Below are 20,598 nucleotides of genomic sequence, written 5' to 3'. Positions count from 1 at the left end.
ATATGGCAAAAAAGACGGAGCAACCCAAAGACAGATATAGCGACGCAGAATTGAAGGAATTCAAGACGCTGATCCTGGAAAAGCTCGATGAGGCCAAGAAAGACCTCGACCTTTTGAGCAGTTCCATCTCACGTAAAGATGACCATGGGACCGATGACACCTACCACTCGTTCAAACCGATGGAAGACGGTTCAGAAGTGCTGACCAAGGAAGAGGTGGCCAACCTGGCAACCCGCCAGAAGAAGTTCATCCAGCATTTGGAGAATGCATTGGTTCGCATTGAGAACAAGACCTACGGCATTTGCCGCGAAACCGGCAAACTGATTTCAAAGGAAAGGCTCCGCGCGGTACCGCATGCAACCCTCAGCATTGATGCCAAACGGCAACAATCCGACGGCAAGTAAACAGTGCATTGAAAAAGGCCCTCTCCACGATCTTTCTTGTGCTGCTGATTGATCAGACGCTCAAGATTTGGGTCAAAACCCACATGTACCTGGAACAGGAATGGCCTGCGCTGGGCCATTGGTTCTACTTGCATTTCACCGAAAACAACGGGATGGCATTCGGTGTGGAGTGGGGCATCCCGGGAGGCAAACTGCTGCTGAGCCTCTTCCGTATCGGTGCCGTGGCAGCCATTGTCTGGTACCTTTTCGGACTCATCAAACGCCAGGCTCCGGGCGGTTTGATCATCAGCATCTCACTTATTTTCGCTGGTGCTGTCGGCAACATCATCGACAGCGCCTTTTACGGCCTGATCTTTACTGACAGTTACCACAAGGTAGCCACCCTCATGCCTGCAGATGGTGGCTATGCCGGATTCCTTCACGGCAAAGTGGTGGACATGCTCTACTTTCCCATCTTGTCAGGCACATTTCCTGATTGGTTTCCACTATGGGGTGGGGAAGAGTTCCTGTTCTTCCGACCCATCTTCAACGTCGCAGATTCTTCCATCACCATCGGCGTTTTCCTGATCCTGGTTTTTCAGAAACGGTTCTTCCCGCATGAGAAGAAAGTGTTGAAAACGGAGGAACAGGTGCATGCGGTGGAGGAAGCGCCGGCGGCATCCTAGCCTGCTTTTCCCCATATCCTACCCTTACCCATTTCTTTCCATCCCCTTTTGTGGATTTTGTTGGTATTTGTTCCCATTGATGTATGGCGGATCAAACAAAGTGAATGAAATGTCCACCCACATTGCAACAGTGGAAGGCGCTGCCCATCCATGCGAACATGGGTTTATGGTGAATATATAGGGTGTATTATTTAATTTTTATATTTGACATTATACAATAAATGTCCCTTTTTTGTGGTGGCGGTATGGAATAATATTGTTGGAACTTTATAAATGTTCTCATTATGAAATCATTTAAATCCACCTCCGAATGTATTTATTCCAACCAAAAATGCAGCTCAAACTCACCGGAAAATGGCAATATGTACTCATCGGTGTAGGTCTTGTAATGGCTTCCTGTAAAAAGGATGCGATTGTTAAAAAAGAAAAGGACATCCGGAAGAGTATGGAAGTTTCAACTGAGACAGCCCTCCAGGTTGCGAGGGACTTCTCCTATCAGGCGGCATTCCTGAATGATCCTTCCGTGACGGCAAAACAACCGCACACCATGGGAGCGACAACATTTGCATCGGGAAAAAAATTGAAAAAGGCATTTGCAATCAATGACACACATGGCCAGGCAGCCCTGTATGTGATCAACCTTGACCCCGCGGGATTCATTGTGGTGTCGGGGAGTAAAAAGGAGGTTCCCATATTGGCATTCTCGGAAAAAGGCACCTTTGCCTACGACCCCGTCAATCCGCCTTCGTTCGGGATTACGGATTGGGTGCAGGAACGGGTGAAAAAGATCGGGAAGATCCGCGATACGCCGGCATATGAACCGGATGTACACATCAAGGAGCAATGGGATGGGTATGCTCCGCCGATTGGGGAAGAAGAGATTGTAAGCGGAGGAACAGTCTACGAGCAGAAGGGGCCGTACACTTCAACCATTTGGGGGCAGGGTCCCGGCTATAACGATCAAGTACCTTATATGCTATGCAGTACAACCGGTAACGGACACGCCTGGGCCGGTTGCGTGGCAGTTGCAACGGCTCAGGTGATGAAGTATTGGCATTACCCCAATTCCTATTCATGGTCAGCCATGCCCGATAACGCAGGTAGCAACGAAACATCCCGACTGATACACGATATCGGTGTGGATGTGAACATGGATTACGGGTGTGAAGGTTCAAGTGCGCAGACAAAAAAAGTGGAAAATGTGCTTGAAGGCGATTTCGGATACTCCACATCCATTCAGTATGTATCAACCACTTCAACGGCAATTGTTCAACAAATGAATGCCCAATGGCCGGTGGTCATTCGGGGCAGTTTGCTGAACGGTACCGGGGGCCATGCGTGGGTATGTGACGGATACCGCAGGAACAGGCATGTGCTTATTCATAACCCTGGTACTTATTACGAGTATGAGACATCGTTTATATCAGATTTCTATTTGCGCATGAACTGGGGATGGTACCAAAATGGCATAGGTCTTTACAACGGATGGTACCTATATGGCGATTTTACTCCGGGGAACTTAAATTTGAATAGTGACAGTCATATCCTCATCAACATTCACCCCTGACATATGAAACGATCCATGATAATTCTGGGAATGATGGCCATCTTTCTATCGGCATGCAAAAAAGATAAAGACAAACCGGAAGATGATTCTTACGTGATCAGTTGTGATTTGGCCATTTCCTTTGTGAATGCGAATGGCGATGATTTATTGGATTCTTCTCTAGCGGGGTCATATTCGTTTGAAAAGATGAGGTTGTACTATCTCATCAATGACAGCATTGTAGAGGTTTATGATACGAATATGGACGTTCCCAGAAACATGGCATTGATAACAGAAACTGCTCCCGTACAATTAACTGTATTAACATTTTCCGAACCTGAAGGACAACCGGCCCCGGGTGAAATCAGAACCGGTACCGCCATTGCGTACCTGCAACTGGACAGCCTGGACACTGACACCATTACAACGGAATGGGAACAGGGAACCAACCATTTTTATAACACAAAGGTATGGTACAATGGCGTGGAACAACCGGTTCATTCTCCTTTTGAAGTGATGAAATAATACCGCGTGTACGACAGCAACGATATCCCACATGTCTAAAAAATCCTCGGAACCATGGTAAGAACCCCAACACGAACGTGCATGCTTATCGGATTGTGTGCATTGATATTCTCAGTAACAACCCAAGGTCAGACGAATGTCTACCACCCCTTTCCCAAGGGCAATGCGATATGGGGAATGTCTTCGGTGTGCACGGATGGCCACCAATGTGGTGACCAAGCATACATACAGAATTACCTCGGGAATGATACCCTGATGGATGGCCACTGGTATAAAAAGGTATATGAGGAGGGTGTGCAGATGACCAGTGGAACATGCTGTAATCCTCCAACAGGTTTAGGCCCGGGTTTGCTAAGGGATGATACCATAGCAAGAAAGGTTTTCTGGCGGTCAGCATGGATGACTTCCGATACCTTATTATATGACTTCAACCTCAAGGCGGGAGATACTTTAAAAGGCTATTTAGGTAAGCAACTTCCTGCGGGAATGGCAATCGTTAAATCCGTTGACTCGGTGCAAATAGAAAATGCATACCGAAAGAGAATAAACTTTGACACCACGGATGTGTGCAGCTATTTTTCAATCATTGAGGGAATTGGTTCGACCACGGGATTAACGGCTTGTTACTATGGAGCTTTTGATTTCGGAACCAACCTGGAATGCTTTTCCGTCAATGGAGATATCATATACCAGGCTCCATGTGGAAGTGATACGATAGCTTGCGCGGTACTGCCACCTGATGGGGTGAAAAATCTCTCCACCATACCCAAGGAAATTGTCAAGGTATTTCCCAATCCGACCACGGGAAAAATAACCATCAAAGGCCCAGTAATCAACACGCCACTGCACATATCCATTTACGATCTTTTTGGAAGAAAACGTGCTGAAATGGAAATCAACGTGGGCCAACCGGAAATGGATATCACAGCTTTGCCAGAGGGCATGTACCTTGTGTGGTTAGAAAAAGACAGGAGGGTCGTGTCCATTGAAAAGTTAATAAAGCAATAAAGTTCCGATTTAGAATAACCATTGGTATGTCATTGCGGGTAAAACTGTTTCATTTAAATCCGGAGTATAGCAATAGGGTATTTGGGCTTGATCTAATGCGAGCATTGGCCATCCTATTTGTTGTTCTGGGACATGGTGGTTGGATGCTGAATGAAGCCAATACGAATTTCCCATGGATACCATTAATCGATGGGGTTGAGATGTTTTTTGTGCTTAGCGGATTCTTAATTGGGGGAATACTTATTAAGACATTTCAGAATACCCGGTCGCTTGGAATAAGCACCATTTGGAATTTTTGGATAAGAAGATGGTTCCGTACGCTTCCAAATTATTATTTAATCCTCCTCTTAAATGTTTTGTTTGTTTACTGTGGTATAGTGGGTGGAGACTTCTCGCAATTCAATTGGAAATATTTCCTTTTTCTTCAAAACTTCAGTCAACCTTTTTACAATTTCTTCTGGGAATCATGGAGCTTAAGTGTTGAAGAGTGGTTCTATCTTTTATTTCCAATCCTTCTGAGCTGCTTCTTTGTTATTGGAAAAAAATGGAAGCTTGCCAGAAAGCAAATATTTCTTTTTTCAACTTGTGTATTTCTGCTGACTTCATTCTTCCTCAGGGCATTTATCGCATCAAACTTTCAAGTAGATGAATTCTGGCTCGGTGTAAAAATATACAAGGTTGTCATATATAGATTTGATGGCATTGCACTCGGACTTTCAGCCGCATTTCTCAAATACTGGTATCCAACCCTTTGGTTGAAAATTCGCAATGTCAGTTTCGTTCTGGGAATCATTTTGTGTTATGCCATCATTTATTCCTCATGGTTGCCCAATGAATATTCAACCAAAGTGTTTAAGATCATTCTTCAGGATTTCGGTTGTTTTTTGCTGTTGCCAAAGTTTGATGCCATAAAGTCGGCACCACCAATTGTTACAAGGGTAATTACACATATCAGTTTAATATCATATTCCATGTATTTGATAAACCTGTCCCTGGTTTCGGAGATCATTCGTCTTAATTTTCCACCGCATGGTCCAACATCTGCATGGGCAATGTATTTCACATATTGGGGCGTAGTGATTGTGGCGTCTACATTGATATATACATATTACGAAAAACCGATTATGGACATAAGAAATAAAATAAAACCCAACCGCAGATTCATCCGTTCGCGTGAAATTCAGGCCTAGCAGGATGGACTTGAAGTAGGGAAGGGGTAAAAAGGTAAAGAAGTAAAGGGGGGTAAAAGGGTAAAGGGTAAAAGAAAGGGAGGAAATAAATGAGACAGAGATCCCATCAACAACTTCAGCCCAGCAACGCCTCCAGGTCTACGCTGTTCAGGTAACCGTTCCAGTCCCTCGGCTTTTCCATTGCATGCACCCGCCGTATGCTGTCATCCTTCATACCGATGGTCAGCTCCACATAGAAACCCCTCAGGTGGTAAATGCAAACCCTGAACTTGCTGAACTCAATGCGCTCATCCAGCAGCATCCCGCTGGTCCATAACATGCGGGTCTTCTGATCCATGTCCAACTGGTTATATTCGGAAGCATTCATACACACCATTCACATTAAAACGGCCGCCCGGGTGGCGTCCCCGAACTTACCGGTAAAGCGATCGAAATCTAGATAATAATTAATTCACATGCGAAAAATTTAACACGAAACTTTTCAACGGACAGAGGTGAACAGCGATTGTGTATCTTGGCCTGCAGATGCGTCTACACTTCTACAAGCGGATTTACCGGATGGCCCTGTTCGCTGCCGGCATCATACTCATGCCGGCGTGTGGTGATCATCCGCCACCTGCTCAGAACAATTCCATCCCACCGGAAGACCTGCCCGTGAACCTGCCCCAGTGGTATAACATGCAGGACGTGCCGGCGATGATGGACAACGATGCGCCCAATCCGAATGTTCAGTACAACAACATCTACCGCGCCGGACGTGTGTTCACCTACCGCTACCTCTTCGCCGATTCTTCCGGAAAGCGACTCCTCACGGCTGCCTACTACGACGAACGCTGCATGCAGGATCCCTCCATCCTCTGTGTCAACTGGACGTTCACGGATGCAGAACACATTTCATACGCACATAATTTTCCGGTTGAGTATGTGAAGATGCGCGTGTGCTCCACCATGGCCCACAACCCCATCGCCCAATCACAAACGGTACTGAAAATCGACTATTACAACCGCCTCGGACGCATCCTCGTGGGTGAACAGAACGGGGTGCAGGAACTCCCCAACCAGGTGATGCTTTACATGCCGCGCCTGTTCGGATTTGCCCTGAATGAGTGCAACCCGTTCCCGATGATCCGCATGGGCGACGAATTCTGGAGCAGCGAAATGGACATCCCGCCCGTGTTGCTGGCCGGTGCCAAAATCTACGTACCCGATCAGGTTGCCTTTAACATCATGTACCAGAATATAGGTGTGCAGGAACTCGACCTGGGAGGATCCATCGGCAAAGTCAGGTGCGCCGTTACACAGTCCGACGCCAACAGCCCGATCGGCGCCACCTCCCTGCGTTCGTACTTCAACGACAAGTACGGCTTTGTGCGACTGGAGTTCAACAACATCAACCACACGAGACTGGTGATGGAGTTGATGGATGCTACACCTTAGATGAGTTTGTAGTTTCTAGTTTGTGGTTTGTGGTTGGCTTCCTAGAAATGGTCATGCAAACCGGGGCTGTACAACTTGAAACTCGTAACCCGCGACTTGCTTGCCCGCCGTAGCTTTAGCGAAGGAGGGCGACTTATCACCCCGGGGCGCACCAATCCCCGCCCCAGTTCAAGTTAGGTGGTATATCCATACCAAAGGGGCGAATGTGATGTTTGTTCTTGCGTATGTAGGAATTCATTATCATTTGTCCCGGAAATGAATACCGGCACGCCGACGCGCCTGCATACAGATGGCCATTCCGTGGAGATAAGATTTCCCGAATGGCCATCTGCATAAAGCGTCCCGATTCTCATTTTCAATTTCTACTTTTCAATTCACCGGCGTGCCCTCTCTTCTTTTCGTCTTCCGGCAATTATGGTGGTCAGCAATACAAACGCGAGCACAGCCATCATGGCTTTCGCGAACCAACCCATCCAGCCGCTTTCGTTTTGGGCAGATACATTCAGGCTGTTCTTGTCGATGAAGTTATCTCCACCTATCCAGCGGTTATCGTCACCGATGCGCCGCGAGTATTCGTCTACATAGGACGCGTAGGACGACGGCTTCCATCCGGTAAGTGATGCCAGTTCCCGCAGTTCCCTTTCCCTGCGTTGTGCTACATCCTGGTAGTATTTCTGGGCGTCGTCGCAAGAGAGATCTTCCTTCACCGCATGCTGGATGATATAGCGTCCCTGGAAATGCTCCATGTCGGGCGTGGTCTGGAAGGCGAGGTCCTGCGGAAAGTTCTTTCGGTTGTAGCGCACATGCAGGCGGGTGATGAATACATCTCCCTGGTAATCGGATCCGTTCCATCCGTTGTTGGCGTTCTTCTGCACCCAGAACACGCCGGCTTCACGCAGGTCGGTGTACTCGGGCGGCGTGGTGGAGCAAGGGTCGCACTTCACGAAATTCTTCGAGCTGAGGTCCCACGCATACTCGAGAAAAGCCGCTTTGCCGCCTTCTTTTTCGTAGCTGCGTTTGAACAGGTCTTTGAAAAAATTGCCGAATTTCTGCTGCACGAACTCAGGCACATTCCGGTCGGTGGGCAGTTCCACGGTGCGGTAGTTCGCCACCTCCACCCTGCCTTTCCTCGTGAAGGCATACACGATCAGGTCCTGGTCGCCCGAGGCATTCGCCATGCCCAGGCGGATGGGCAGCCCGAAACGGTTGGATGAAAATGCGATCTGGATAGGGCGCAGTTCGGCGTATCCCTGTTTTTTGTGTGCCTCCAGGTTCACTTTCACCACGAAAAACTTCAACCCGTCCTTGATATAAGGGTCCAGCATCTCGCCGGCATTCTCCGGGATCTTGTAGCCGTTGTCGGTGAGCCAGGCTTTCAGTCCACCCGATTCCTGTGCCGAGAGAATGAGGATGTCATATTCTCCCACCGTGTAAGAAGCTTCCACGGTGACTTTGTAAGCTCCGTATCCGTTGGCTTCTTCCGCTTCCATCACTGCCATGGGTGCATTCGCTGCCGACCTCATTTCATACTTATCCTTGAGATATTGCATGCATGGATTTGCATCGTAGTACTCCACCAGGCGAGGCGCAGAGTATGCATCCAGCTTGTCGAAAATCTCTGATTTCGCGATGCGGATGTTGTCGCGCGACAGCACTTCGGGCACCGGCACCACCATAGCGAAGTCTTTGACATCGCCTTTGAAGTCGCTGGACATGGTGATGACCGTCCGGTTCTGGTCGCGCACGATGATGACCTGCGATTTCTGGTTGAACAAGGTTGCGTCTGCCTTGGCGACATAAAATCCGCAGAAGGCCATCACACCGTGAGCGCCTGGCGCCAGCAGCATGATCAGGATGAGCAGTTTGGTTTTCATGGGTTTGGATTTAGATGTTGGAAATGATCTGAATGATGCTAGGATTACCGCCATTGAAAGCGCTCATGACGGAAGAAGTGATTGAACAGAAGGGTGAACGGCGACATCACCAGCAATGCCCACAAGGGAGCGGTATGGACGTAATATATGGTGGAGAGGTAGAAGGCCAGTGTACCTGTCAACGCTGCCCAGATGATGCGGGCTTTGGGGTGCACAGGCGTGGTCATCGGGTCGGTGATCATGAAGAAGGTAAACAGCAACAGGGTGCCGCTGCTGAGTTGATGGATGAAGTAATCGGCCGGCCATCCCTGGTACAGGATGCTTCTCGCGAAATGCAAGGCGGCGAACGTACCCAGGAAAGACAAAGCGGTTTCCATCCGACCGACCCTGAATAGTACCGCTGCACTGAGGGCGCCTAACAGGATCAGGAAGAACAGGGCGCTGCCCCACCTGCCCGGCGATACCCACACTTCGCCCGTCAGCAACAGGGTGACCATGATGCCGAAGTTGGTGGGATTGAAAACATGCCGTCCCTTGTACCGGATGAAGAACTTGCTCCCGATGGTGAACAAGGCACACAGTACCACCGCCCACCAGGCATTGGCTTTCATCATCAGACACAGGCTAAGTGCGGAAATGGTCGCACTCTTCCACGATCCCGGCTTCGCAACGAACCGCTTTTCAATGGCATGCTGGAAGAACAGGCAGGCAGCAAAGGTGAGTGCAAAATGAAATGCATGCACCTGCCACCCCAGCCACCCGATGCCCACCAGCAGGAAAAGGCTTTGGCAAAAGATCTGCACATGGCGGGCATCGGTGGGGAGGATATCGGGGGGAAGACGAAGAACTGCGACTGGGCTTTTCATACGATTTGCATCTTGGTTCTGCCATTGGGATGCAGCCGTTTTCAGGATTCCACAAAATTTTTCGCAAGGCCCTTTTCAGGTGCTGTTTTTTTTTGGCGTTGATTTTGCAGATATTGAAAAAAATTGATCCCATGAAAAAGACACACATCCTTTTGTCAGTGGCCTGTTTAGGCCTGAGCCTGCTGGTACAACCGGCCTTTGCCCAGAGCAGCAACAAGCCCGGAAAAGACATCGATAAAAAGTCGTTACCCAAGCCGGAGATGACACCCGGAACAGCTACGCCATCTCCTCAGACCGAAGAAAAAAAACCTGAGAAAAAACAACCGCAAATGAAGCCGGCGCCGGAGACCAACAAACCCGAATCGAACAAGCCGGAAACAAACAAGCCTGAGCCGAAGAAACCGGAAATGAAGGAAAAAGAAGAAGACCATCATCCCGATGGAGAACATCACCACGACAAAGACAACCATCCCGGCCATGGAAATGGCCATGGACACGGACAAGCAAAGGCCAAAACACACGGTCCCCCGGCTTGGGCGCCCGCACACGGTTACCGCCGCCGCTTTGTGTACTTCCCCAAGTATGAAACCTATTATGACAATGAAAAAAAGGTGTATGTGGAAAAAGACCCGAAGAACCCCAAGGTTTGGAAAGAAGAGGAGAACGTACCCGAAAAGTTGAAGAACGTGGACCTGAAAAAAGAGGTGAAGGTGGAAGTGGAGAACGAAGTGCAAAAGGTCAACGAAATCCATGAAGAGATCAAAAAGAAATACCCGGTCAACTACCAGCCGGCCGCACCCAAGATGAATTAACCATGCAGGGGGGATTGTACGATCCCCCCTTATTTTTTGCGGCCATCATTGCCATTGCCTATCTTAGGAATATGCATCACGTAATCCTCCTTTCATGAAAAAAATGCTACCCCTGCTCCTTGGGTGCCTGCTGGGACTTCCCGCCATCGCCCAGGTGACATTCAGCGAAGACATCGCTCCCATCCTCTACGACAACTGTACGTCTTGCCACCGCGACGGGAACATTGCTCCTTTTCCCCTGGTGACCTACGACGATGCTGTCGGGTATGCAGCTTCCATCAAAAACGCAGTGGAAAAAGGTGAGATGCCGCCCTGGCCACCCGACACCACTTTTCAGCGATATGCACACGAGCGCCTGCTGACACCCCAGGAAAAAAACGACCTGATCAGCTGGATCGACAACGGCACACCGGAAGGCGATACCACCAAACTCCCGCCACTGCCGGATTATCCCGACGGCTCTGTACTCGGTACACCCGATCTGCAACTCAAAATCCCGAAGTACACCAGCCAGGCCAGCACCACCGACGAATACAAATGCTTTTACCTGGCCACCCAGCTGCCCGTTGACCGGAAGGTACAAGCCATAGAAATACTCCCTGGCAACCGGGAAATCGTACACCACGTGCTGGTGTACGTGGGAGACAGCAGCAGTGCACCGGTGGATTCATCCTGCAAAACACAAGGCCTGAAACTAATGACCGGATATACGCCCGGTGCAGGTCCTACCATCTTCCCCCATGGAACTTCTGTGAAAATGGGCATGACCCTCCCCGCCGGTGCTGTGATCCTGTTACAGATCCACTACCCCGCCGGCACCCAGGGCATGATGGACGAAACAGCCGTGAACTTCTTCTTCTACCCCGAGAACGAAACCAATGTCAGGGAAGTAAGCGCAGATGCCATCCTGCAAAACTGGACCCTCTTCATTCCCGCCAACACGGAAAAAGATTATACCGCCCAGTACCCTTCCGGAAGTTCTACCATCCCTTACAACTTTTCCGTGTTGTCCGTTTTTCCCCACATGCACCTCATCGGTACCCGCATCGAGTCGTATGCGGTGGATGGACAAAACGATACCATCCCCTTCTCCCGCATTCCCGACTGGGACTTCGACTGGCAGGGTTTCTACAACTTCAAGAAGATCGTGAAACTTCCGGCCGGCAGCAAAATGTATGCGAACGCACACTATGACAACACCACGGCTAACCCCCACAACCCAAGCAACCCGCCCAAGCTGGTGACAGCAGGTGAAGCCACCACGGATGAAATGTTCCTGGTGTATTTCCACTACCTGCTCTACCAGGCCGGTGACGAGTACCTCGACCTGGATTCCCTGCTTGATATTCCAACGGCAGTTGCACCCGATCAGCCGGAGCGGACCGGTACGCTCCAGGCGTTCCCCAACCCGAGTTCAGGTAATGTGAGATGGGAGTTCGACGCCGTTCACACCGGAGACCACACACTCGATGTATATACCGTGGACGGCAAAAGGGTACGAAGCTGGCGCTTTTCAGGACTGAAAGCCGGGCACCACGTACTGCCCTGGAACGGACATGACGAGCAGGGCAACCACCTGCCTCCCGGCATCTATCTCGGTGTGCTTCGCAGTGCACAAGGCAGTCAGGTGACCCGTGTGGCCATCGTTCCGGGTGGTGGCAACTGATCTCATTTACTGATGAAAATCAGTACGTAAGGCCGGTATTATGACAATTCCATGACAATTGAGTGCGCCGTGTGCTGCATTTTTGTGTCATTGGAAGAGAAGCCGGAATGAAGAGATTCAAGATCATTGCACTTACCCACAAAACAGCTACACTTGAGGAAGTAGGCAGGTTGCACATTCCCGATGAGGAATGGCAAAGCCGTTTGTCTGCCTTGAAGCAAGCCCTGTCTCTATCGGAAATCATGTACCTGTCTACCTGCAACCGGGTTGAATTTCTGGTGGCCGGTGATGACGAAGTGAATGATGACTACCTGAAACGCTTCTTCCGGGCCCTCCAGCCCGAATGGCCGGAACAATGGCTGAACGATGCGGTTGAGAAAGCATCCGTCTGGCAGGAACATGAGGCATTGCAACACATCTTCCATGTCACCGCATCCCTCGATTCCATGGTGGTGGGTGAGCGTGAAATCATCACCCAGGTGCGCCAGTCGTATGAAAAGTGCCGGGACATGGGTCTCACCGGAGACCTCCTCCGCCTGGTGGCGCAGCATGCCATCCAAACCGCAAAGCGTGTGTACACCGAAACCCATATCGCCGACAGGCCGGTGTCCGTGGTGTCACTCGCATACCGCAGACTCAGAGAGTTCAAACTTGCCGACAATGCGCGGTTCCTCATCATCGGTGCCGGACAAACCATCGGTACCATGGTGCGTTACCTGAACAAACACGGCTTCCGCAATTTCGTGGTGTTCAACCGCACCCTCTCCAACGCCCAAATCCTTGCTGAAATGTTGCAAGGTGAAGCACATGAACTCAGCACACTTAAAGACTATAAGGGTGGCTTCGACGTGATGATCACCTGCACCGGTGCCGCTGACCCTGTCGTGACCGAACCGGTGTATAGAAACCTGCTGCAGGGTGAATCCGATCCGAAGATCATCATCGACCTGGCCATCCCCCATGATGTGGACCCGGTCATCAATACCCGTTTCAATACATCCTTTATCCAGGTGCATCACCTCAAAACCGTGGCAGCGGAAAACCTCGCCGAGCGCGAAAAGGAACTCAAGAACTGCTACCGCATCGTGGATGAAGAAATGAGCGCATTCCTCCAGTTGCTGCGCGGTCGCCGCGTGGAACTGGCCATGCAACAGGTACCCGAAAAAGTGAAGGAGATCAGGGAGAATGCCATGAAGAATGTGTTCGCCCGTGAACTCGAATCCCTGGATGAACAATCCCGTGAGATTGTGGATCGCATGCTGGCATACATGGAGAAAAAGTATATCAGCGTACCCATGAAGATGGCCAGGGAAATTATTTTGGGCAATGAAGCATAACCCGTCCATTGCCGTTTACCCCCATAGCATTTCTTCCCACCCGGGTTCAGATCGATCATGAGTAAGACCTGGGTCATCGGATCAAGGGGCAGCGATCTGGCCCTCTGGCAGGCACGCTTCCTCCAGGATCAGTTGAAGAAACTGGGCGCTGCATCCGAGATCAAAATCATCAAAACCCAAGGCGACCAGATCCAGCACCTGAGTTTCGACAAGCTGGAAGGAAAAGGTTTCTTCACCAAGGAAATTGAAGAGGCCCTGTTGCAGCAACACATCGACATTGCCGTTCACTCCCATAAAGACCTGGAAACTGCCCCGGTGGAAGGTCTCGCCATCGCCGCCGTTTCCTACCGGGAGAACCCGGCGGAGTTGCTGCTGATCCGGAAAGAAAAATACGATCCGTCCCGCCCACTCGGACTTCCCGAAAATGCCATCCTGGGGACATCTTCCGCCCGCCGAAAAAATCAAGCCCTTCTCTTTCGCCCCGACCTGGAGATCCGGGACCTGCGCGGAAATGTACCCACGCGCGTACAGAAACTCAGAGACGGTGGCTATGACGCGATCCTGCTGGCACGTGCAGGTGTAGACCGGCTCAACCTCGACCTCACCGGCCTTCATGTGGAAGTGCTGGATCCCCGTCATTTCATCCCACCACCCGCCCAGGGCGTATTGGCCTTCCAGGTGCGTTCGGATGATGCCGAAGCAGTTGCCCTCATCGGCCAACTCAATCAACCCGAAGTAGCTGCATGCATCGGTGTGGAACGCAAGGTGCTGCGCATGCTGAATGGCGGTTGCAGACTTCCCCTGGGCGTCTACTGCGAAAAGAAAGAAAACCGGTATCATGTGTGGGCATCCCTTTCCGAACAGGTAGATGCGACCCCGCAACGCACGTATGTGGAAGCATCTTCCACGGACGGACTCGCGGAAGACATACTGAACAGACTTCAAACAAAACAAAACCTGCGGGTGTTGGTTACCCGCGAACTCGACAATGACTCGCTGCTGCGACGCCTGCTGGAAGCGGCCGGGTGTACCGTAACAGGTGAATCATTCATCCGCTTCGAACCGGTTGAGGTCAGGGAAGTGCCCCCAAGTGATTGGCTGTTCTTCTCATCCAAGAACGCGGTGAAGTATTTCCTGGGTACCGTTGGCAATCCGCATGCAGCCAAGATCGCGGCCGTGGGAGAAGCTACGGCGTCAGCCATCCGTCAGCTCGGAATGGAAGTGGATTTTGTCGGCGATCATTCCGATACAACCGTGGTGGCTGAAGCTTTCAGGAACATTGCCGGCAAGGCCAATGTGCTCTTCCCGGGATCGGATATCAGTGTGCGCACCGTACAGAAATGTTTCCCGGATGACCAGGTGACCGACCTGGTGGTATACCGTACACTTGACCGGAACGATGTGTCTGTTCCCGAATTTGACGCCGTTATTTTCACCAGTCCATCCAACGTGAACATGTTTTTCAGGCATGCCCAACTGAACCCTCAACGCCATCGGGTGGTGGTGATGGGTATCACCACCGGCAAAGCACTGGAAGCATCCGGATTTTCGAAATACGTGCGGCCATGGAGTGCATCGGAAGAAGCGCTGGCCGACACCTTGTTATCATCATATCCATGACCATGCAAACCTATCGTCCGCGACGCCTTCGCAACAACGAACTCATCCGCTCACTCGTGGCTGAGACACGCATTTCAAAAGATGCCCTGATCTATCCTTACTTCGTGGTTCATGGCAAAGACGAGAAACATCCGATCAAGGCCATGCCCGGCATCCATCACTTCAGCGTAGACCGTCTGGTGAAGGATGTGGAGAAAGGCATCAAGTACGGCATCAACAAAGTGCTGTTGTTCGGTGTGGGTGAAGAAAAAACGGAAGACGGAAGTTCATCCTACAGCTCAAAAAGCATTGTTGCCAAGGCGGTGAAGGAATTGAAAAAGCAGTTCGGGAGCGACCTCTATGTGATCACGGATGTATGCGTGTGTGCATACACCAGTCACGGTCATTGCGGCATCCTGGAGAACGGACAGGTATTGAACGACCCTTCTGTTGAACTGTTGTCGAAAATGGCGCTGGCACATGCCAAGGCCGGTGCAGATATGGTGGCTCCGTCGGATATGATGGACGGCCGCATCGGTGCCATTCGTCAGTTGCTCGACAAGGAGGGATACACGAATACCTCCATCATGTCTTATGCGGTGAAGTTCGCGTCGGCCTACTATGGTCCTTTCCGTGAGGCAGCCGATTCATCACCGGCAAGCGGCGATCGCAAGTCATACCAGATGGATGTGCGCAACGGCCGTGAAGCGCTGCGTGAAGCATGGCTGGATGAAGAAGAAGGCGCCGACATCCTCATGGTGAAACCGGCCCTGGCATTCCTGGATGTGATTCGTGGTGTGAAGGAACAAACCACCCTGCCCCTGGCATGCTACAATGTGTCGGGAGAATACTCGATGGTGAAGAACGCTGCCAAGGCGGGCCTGATTGATGAGCGTCAGGTGGTGCGGGAAAACATGACCGCTTTCACACGTGCAGGTGCCGACATCATCATCACCTACCATGCACGTGACCTGGTGGAAAAAGGCTGGATATAGCTAGATTTGGTTCAACATAGAACCCCACAGTCATAGACGGCGGTGATGTTTCTGCACGCTATGCCTGATATTTTATATTTTACCACGAAGACACAAAGGTGCCAGCGTTCGCTAAGAAAGTTCACATAGCTAACCTTGGTGTCTTAGAGACTTTGTGGCATTATTTATTTGCTCCATTTCCGGAGAACACATACTAAACCCCATTGCCCATGCAGCGAAAAGACCGTTTGTTGCTGCTTGCATTTTTTCTTTCCGGTTGGTCTGCCCTCGGATATGAGATGCTGTGGACCCGTTTGCTGGCGCTCGGACTCGGTAGCGAGTCACTCGGGATCATGGGTGTGTTGCTCGGGTTTTTCGGCGGGATGGCAGCCGGTGCCTGGTTGTTGTACGATCGCATCCACAGAAGTGCACATCCGCTCAAATGGTTTCTTGCATTGGAAAGTGTGGTGTTGGGTTACGGTGCTGTCAGTCCTTTTCTTTTCAGTTGGACATCCGCTCACCTGCCGCCGCTGATCGGTCCGTTGGCAGGCGATAACCATAGCATGGGAGGCCTGGTGACCTCATTGCTTTTTGCCGGTTTGCTGTTGTTGCCCGCCACCTTGTGCATGGGGGCCACGCTCGTTGCACTGGTGGAAGCCAGGCGCAGGGCGATGGCTGATGGTGCTGGTCGCGCACTGGCACGTTTGTACGCGGTGAATACGCTGGGTGCTGCGCTTGGCATCGGATGTACGATCTATGTTTTCCTGCCTGCCCTGGGTTTTATTTACACGATGATCGTGCTGTGTGCAGGAAGTGCCATGGCCATCCTGCTGGCGTGGTGGTGGCAACGCAAAGCCGGGAAACAAAAACCAGAACCTCTTGCCGAACATAGAAAGGAACCCATCTCCCATTTGCCGGTACGGTTCATGCGTACACTAGCCATCTTGCTCGGACTGGCGGGGATCGGTACCGAGATCGTCTCCATCCACCTGATGTCGCAGGTGCTGGAGAACACCATCTATACATTCGCCAACATCCTGGTGGTGTACCTTGCTGGTACGTTTGCCGGCGCCTGGTATTACCAGAGGTGGATCCGGCGCAGCGGCCGCAACCTGCTGAAGGGGTTGTCGAACGGATTGGCGCTGCTGGCCTTTTCGATCCTGGCAGGTGCCTGGATGCTGCGGGGTGGTGAAGCAATCAGTCATGCGTTCACTGGAACTTTTGCTTCCTCACTGGCAGGAGAGTTGCTCTACGCGATCATGGTGCTGTTCATCCCCACCGCGCTGATGGGTTATACCTTCAGCCTGGTGATCGGTTCGTTCGAACAGGAAGGGCTTGGCAAGGCGTATGCGCTCAACACCCTCGGTGGCAGCCTGGCCTCGCTGGTGTTTGGTTTGGCGGCCATTCATTGGTTGGGATACTGGATGTCGTGGTACCTGGTGATGACGCTGTACCTGGTGCTGTTTCTCCTGGTGTCGAGAAAGGCGCTGCAGCCGGTCAAACAGCGATACCTGATCGCCGCCTGCTGTTTGTTGCCTGCCGTAGGTGGCTACAACGGTTCGCCGTTGTTTCAACCGGAGGAAGGATGGCATGAGTTGTACCGCAAAGACGGCCAGTACGGGACCGTGATCGTTTCGGAACATCCTCCCATGCCTGGGATGGGTAACATGCCGGAGCGTCGGCTGCAGGTGAACCGCCAGTTCCGGATGGGAGGCGGAGCCAGCTATGCCGAACAGCGCATGGGGCATTTTTCCATGCTGCTGGCGCCGGAGGCAAAACATGTATTGTTTCTGGGACTGGGAACAGCCACCACCCTGGGCAGTGTTGTGGCTTACCCGGTAGGAAAGGTGGATGCGGTGGAGCTTGTACCGGAAGTACTGGAAACGCTCCCTTACTTCGGTGAGGCCAACAACAACGTAACCTCCAACCCGAACGTGACCTTCCATGCGGCAGATGCCCGTCGGTACGTAGCGGCTTCAAAAGACACATTTGATCTCATCGTTGCCGACCTGTTTCATCCCGGAAAAGATGGTGCCGGCAACCTGTTCTCCCTTGAACACTACCAGGCGTTGTGCGATCACCTGCGTCCGGACGGCAAGGTGGTGCAATGGGTGCCGTTGCACCAGTTCGATACCGATAACCTGCGGGTGCTGGTGCAAACATTCATGAAAGTATTTCCCAACACCCACGCATTCCTGGCTTTGTACAATCCGCATACGCCGTTGCTGGGACTGGTCGGATTCAATGACAAGGATGATTTCCCCTCAGCCCGTCTCCTCAACGCATATTTGCAGCCGCAATACCTTCCCGGTCATGCCATCCGCAATGCCCGCGATTTCTGGGCTGCCTATGTGGGAGATGCGCAGGCGCTGAAATTGTTTGCGGACCGCTCACCGCTCAACACGGATATGTATCCGTATATCCTCTTTCATGCGCCGGTGTATGTGTATGAGCAAACGGAGGCCGATCGCTCCGAAAGTCTGAAGGACCTCTTCACATACAGGAAACCTTTTACAGAAGAAATGGTGGGCGACACGGCGCTGTATCGGCTGTCATTGGCCACCTTTGATGCGGCCGGCAAATTCCTGCAGGGTCAGATTGAGTTCGCTGAACGGGGCATGGACCGGGAAGCGCTGGCCTACTACCTGGAAGCTTATCAGGCCGATCCCGATTTTGCGCCCGTGGTGGGTACGCTTGTTGGCTTCGGAAAGGCCAGTCCGGACAACGCCAGGGCCCTTATGCCCTTCTTGCAGGAGAAGGACAAGGTGCGGTTGCAACCGTTTATTCAGCGATGATACGGGAAGGAATGCGTTCGGCCACGATGTGGAAACCATCCACGAAGATTTCTGTTTCACCCCGGTTCCACACGTAGCCTTTCAGGGTGTCGTCCGATGTCCACCCTTCCGGAATTCGGATGGAAACAAACGCCCTTCTCCATCCCCCCTCGCGTACCCTGAACGATTGTACCGGGTTCGCAGCAACGAATTGTTCTTTGTCGTTGCCTGACAGTGCCAGGGATAGGTGTGCATCGTCTCCTGGATGGAGGTACACCCATGCACTGATGTGCACGAAATCTCCCGGCTGCAAATCACCGAGTTTGGTTTCGAAGGCCGGACCAAAGGGCTCACCTTTGCGGTAGCCGAAGGGGCGTTTACCTTCGGGTGAAAACGTATCTACCAGGTGATCGGAAGAAAAGCCCCAGTGATCGGCGGGCGGTTCGTCCATCTGCTGGCGGCTGTCGAGCATGATCTTGGCGAATTCTTCACCGCTGTCTGTGTACAGTTCCGCTCCGGCATCCCGGTAGTAGGTGGCCATGCGCAAAACCGGATGCATGTCGCGGGCCATAGCGGAAGTTTCCAGGTGAGGACCGAACATTTCCCATGCCCGGATGATGGGACTGTCGCCGATGGTGCCCATGAGGCTGTCAATCTGCCCTGGCAGCAATTCGTGGATATTCAGGATCCGTACGCTGTCGTCAAGGTCATGGAGGTACAACTCAAGGTACCGGTTGCTATGCACATCGGCGAGTACCACAGGTTCTTTACCGCCGGTCATTTTTCCATATGCATGTATGGCCGTGCTGATCTCACCGAAGCTACCTTGTTCTTGCTGGTCTTTGTTGATATCGAACACCCACAGGGTATGCACAAACAGCACCGCGCAAAACACAAGGGTGATGATCCGCCCCGCCATGTTTTTCGCTTCTCCGGCGAAAGAGAATGCAAACAGCACCATAAACGGAAAGGAGAACAACAAAGCCCTGGGCTGCAGGATGGGGTTCTTTTCCACCGAATACCAGTAACCGAATATGGCTGGAGTCACGGCCCATAGCAAACATATCCACCTGAAGCGGTTGCCTTGGGTGGATGCTTTTTGTGACAGGGTCACCAGGATGAATACAACCGGGATGAACAGGAGCACTTCCGACCCATTGAAAGCATACAAAAAGAATTCACGGAAGAACGAAGGCGACGGAGGTCCCAGCCAACCCTCTTCACCCCCGATACCGCCGATGCCCAGGTGCATGAAGGTAAGCGGCAGATGGGGAAGAAACAGCAGGGCGGTTCCCAACCAGGCCAGGGTATAATAAAGGAGCGACTTCGACCGCAGGAACACAAACCCGGAGATCGCGATCAACGCGGCAGACAAACCGGCAAAATAGTGCGCGTAAAGACAGAAAGCACCGGCACCGGTCATCAACGCATACCATTTCCATGAACGCTTGTTGTCAAATACGATCCGGCACCACACCCAGGCCAGGAACATCACGCCGAAGAGGCCGAAGGCGTAGGGGCGCACATACTGACTATGTTCCACGGGGAACGCCAGGAACGCCATGCATGCGGTGGCAGCCAGTGCAGCCCTGTCGGTAAAAAACCTTCTGGCGATGTGTGTGAAAAGGACCACGGAAAAGATGCCCGCAATGGCAAACGGCAACCTTACGATCCATTCGTGATGGCCGAACCAGCCGGTCCAGTAATAGAGAAAAACCTGCACCCCGGCGGGATGTACGTCTGTGTATATTCCTTCCCTGAACAGCTCACCAAGGCTGTTGAAATCTGCACGTGTGATGGAGCTGAGTTCATCGTTGGTATAAGAAAACAAAGGAAGGTTCCACAAACGGATGATCGCTGCAAATATCCAAAGGATCCGGAACGACAAGTTGGTTTGGTTTTGGGAGCGCATACGGGCAAG

17 protein-coding genes are annotated in these 20,598 nt (G+C 51.7%); 13 read left to right on the top strand and 4 right to left on the bottom strand.

The window, feature by feature from the left end:
- Positions 1–2: 2 nt before the first annotated feature.
- From H6585_14790 to H6585_14765, 6 genes are all read left to right on the top strand, one after another.
- Positions 3–404 carry a TraR/DksA family transcriptional regulator gene (locus tag H6585_14790; protein MCB9449597.1) on the top strand — a complete coding sequence of 134 codons (402 nt, stop codon included), beginning with the start codon at positions 3–5 and terminating at the stop codon, positions 402–404.
- 8 nt (positions 405–412) lie between these two features.
- Complete coding sequence (locus H6585_14785; GenBank protein MCB9449596.1) at positions 413–1,069, top strand: lipoprotein signal peptidase; 657 nt, start codon at positions 413–415, stop codon at positions 1,067–1,069.
- Positions 1,070–1,379: 310 nt separating this feature from the next.
- A complete protein-coding gene (locus H6585_14780; protein MCB9449595.1) occupies positions 1,380–2,636 on the top strand; it encodes a C10 family peptidase in 1,257 nt (418 codons plus the stop codon).
- A 3-nt stretch (positions 2,637–2,639) separates the two neighbouring features.
- Entirely contained in the window at positions 2,640–3,140 is a 501-nt protein-coding gene (locus tag H6585_14775) for a hypothetical protein (protein MCB9449594.1), read from the top strand.
- A gap of 54 nt (positions 3,141–3,194) precedes the next feature.
- Entirely contained in the window at positions 3,195–4,148 is a 954-nt protein-coding gene (locus H6585_14770; GenBank protein MCB9449593.1) for a T9SS type A sorting domain-containing protein, read from the top strand.
- A gap of 26 nt (positions 4,149–4,174) precedes the next feature.
- Entirely contained in the window at positions 4,175–5,338 is a 1,164-nt protein-coding gene (locus tag H6585_14765) for an acyltransferase (protein ID MCB9449592.1), read from the top strand.
- A 115-nt stretch (positions 5,339–5,453) separates the two neighbouring features.
- Here the strand turns inward: H6585_14765 and H6585_14760 are convergent, their stop codons facing one another.
- The gene (locus H6585_14760; protein MCB9449591.1) at positions 5,454–5,675 is read right to left on the bottom strand and encodes a hypothetical protein; all 222 of its coding nucleotides are present in this window, start codon (positions 5,673–5,675) and stop codon (positions 5,454–5,456) included.
- A gap of 188 nt (positions 5,676–5,863) precedes the next feature.
- Between H6585_14760 and H6585_14755 the strand changes: the two genes are divergently transcribed.
- The gene (locus H6585_14755; GenBank protein ID MCB9449590.1) at positions 5,864–6,775 is read left to right on the top strand and encodes a hypothetical protein; all 912 of its coding nucleotides are present in this window, start codon (positions 5,864–5,866) and stop codon (positions 6,773–6,775) included.
- Between the two features lie 374 nt (positions 6,776–7,149).
- Here H6585_14755 and H6585_14750 read toward each other — a convergent pair whose 3' ends face one another.
- A complete protein-coding gene (locus tag H6585_14750; GenBank protein ID MCB9449589.1) occupies positions 7,150–8,649 on the bottom strand; it encodes a DUF2330 domain-containing protein in 1,500 nt (499 codons plus the stop codon).
- 44 nt (positions 8,650–8,693) lie between these two features.
- Complete coding sequence (locus H6585_14745; GenBank protein ID MCB9449588.1) at positions 8,694–9,515, bottom strand: RnfABCDGE type electron transport complex subunit D; 822 nt, start codon at positions 9,513–9,515, stop codon at positions 8,694–8,696.
- Positions 9,516–9,646: 131 nt separating this feature from the next.
- Between H6585_14745 and H6585_14740 the strand changes: the two genes are divergently transcribed.
- The 6 genes from H6585_14740 to H6585_14715 all read left to right on the top strand — a co-directional run bounded on the left by H6585_14740 (position 9,647) and on the right by H6585_14715 (position 18,698).
- Entirely contained in the window at positions 9,647–10,327 is a 681-nt protein-coding gene (locus H6585_14740) for a hypothetical protein (protein ID MCB9449587.1), read from the top strand.
- A gap of 94 nt (positions 10,328–10,421) precedes the next feature.
- A complete protein-coding gene (locus tag H6585_14735; protein MCB9449586.1) occupies positions 10,422–11,993 on the top strand; it encodes a hypothetical protein in 1,572 nt (523 codons plus the stop codon).
- 107 nt (positions 11,994–12,100) lie between these two features.
- Positions 12,101–13,330 carry a glutamyl-tRNA reductase gene (gene hemA, locus H6585_14730; GenBank protein ID MCB9449585.1) on the top strand — a complete coding sequence of 410 codons (1,230 nt, stop codon included), beginning with the start codon at positions 12,101–12,103 and terminating at the stop codon, positions 13,328–13,330.
- A 57-nt stretch (positions 13,331–13,387) separates the two neighbouring features.
- Positions 13,388–14,950, top strand: a complete 1,563-nt coding sequence (hemC, locus tag H6585_14725; protein ID MCB9449584.1) for a hydroxymethylbilane synthase — start codon at positions 13,388–13,390, stop codon at positions 14,948–14,950.
- Positions 14,947–15,924 (top strand): porphobilinogen synthase, encoded by a 978-nt coding sequence (gene hemB / locus H6585_14720; GenBank protein MCB9449583.1) that lies wholly within the window; start codon positions 14,947–14,949, stop codon positions 15,922–15,924. The genes hemC and hemB overlap by 4 nt, the downstream gene beginning before the upstream one ends.
- 209 nt (positions 15,925–16,133) lie before the next feature.
- Entirely contained in the window at positions 16,134–18,698 is a 2,565-nt protein-coding gene (locus H6585_14715; protein MCB9449582.1) for a hypothetical protein, read from the top strand.
- Here the strand turns inward: H6585_14715 and H6585_14710 are convergent.
- Positions 18,685–20,589, bottom strand: coding sequence for a glycosyltransferase family 39 protein (locus H6585_14710; protein ID MCB9449581.1), 1,905 nt, complete (start codon positions 20,587–20,589; stop codon positions 18,685–18,687). The two genes, H6585_14715 and H6585_14710, sit on opposite strands and share 14 nt — an antisense overlap.
- Between the last annotated feature and the right edge of the window lie 9 nt (positions 20,590–20,598).

It is taken from the genome of Flavobacteriales bacterium, from assembly GCA_020635855.1.
GTDB lineage: Bacteria > Bacteroidota > Bacteroidia > JACJYZ01 > JACJYZ01 > JACJYZ01.
This window is presented reverse-complemented; position numbering and strand designations above follow the sequence as displayed.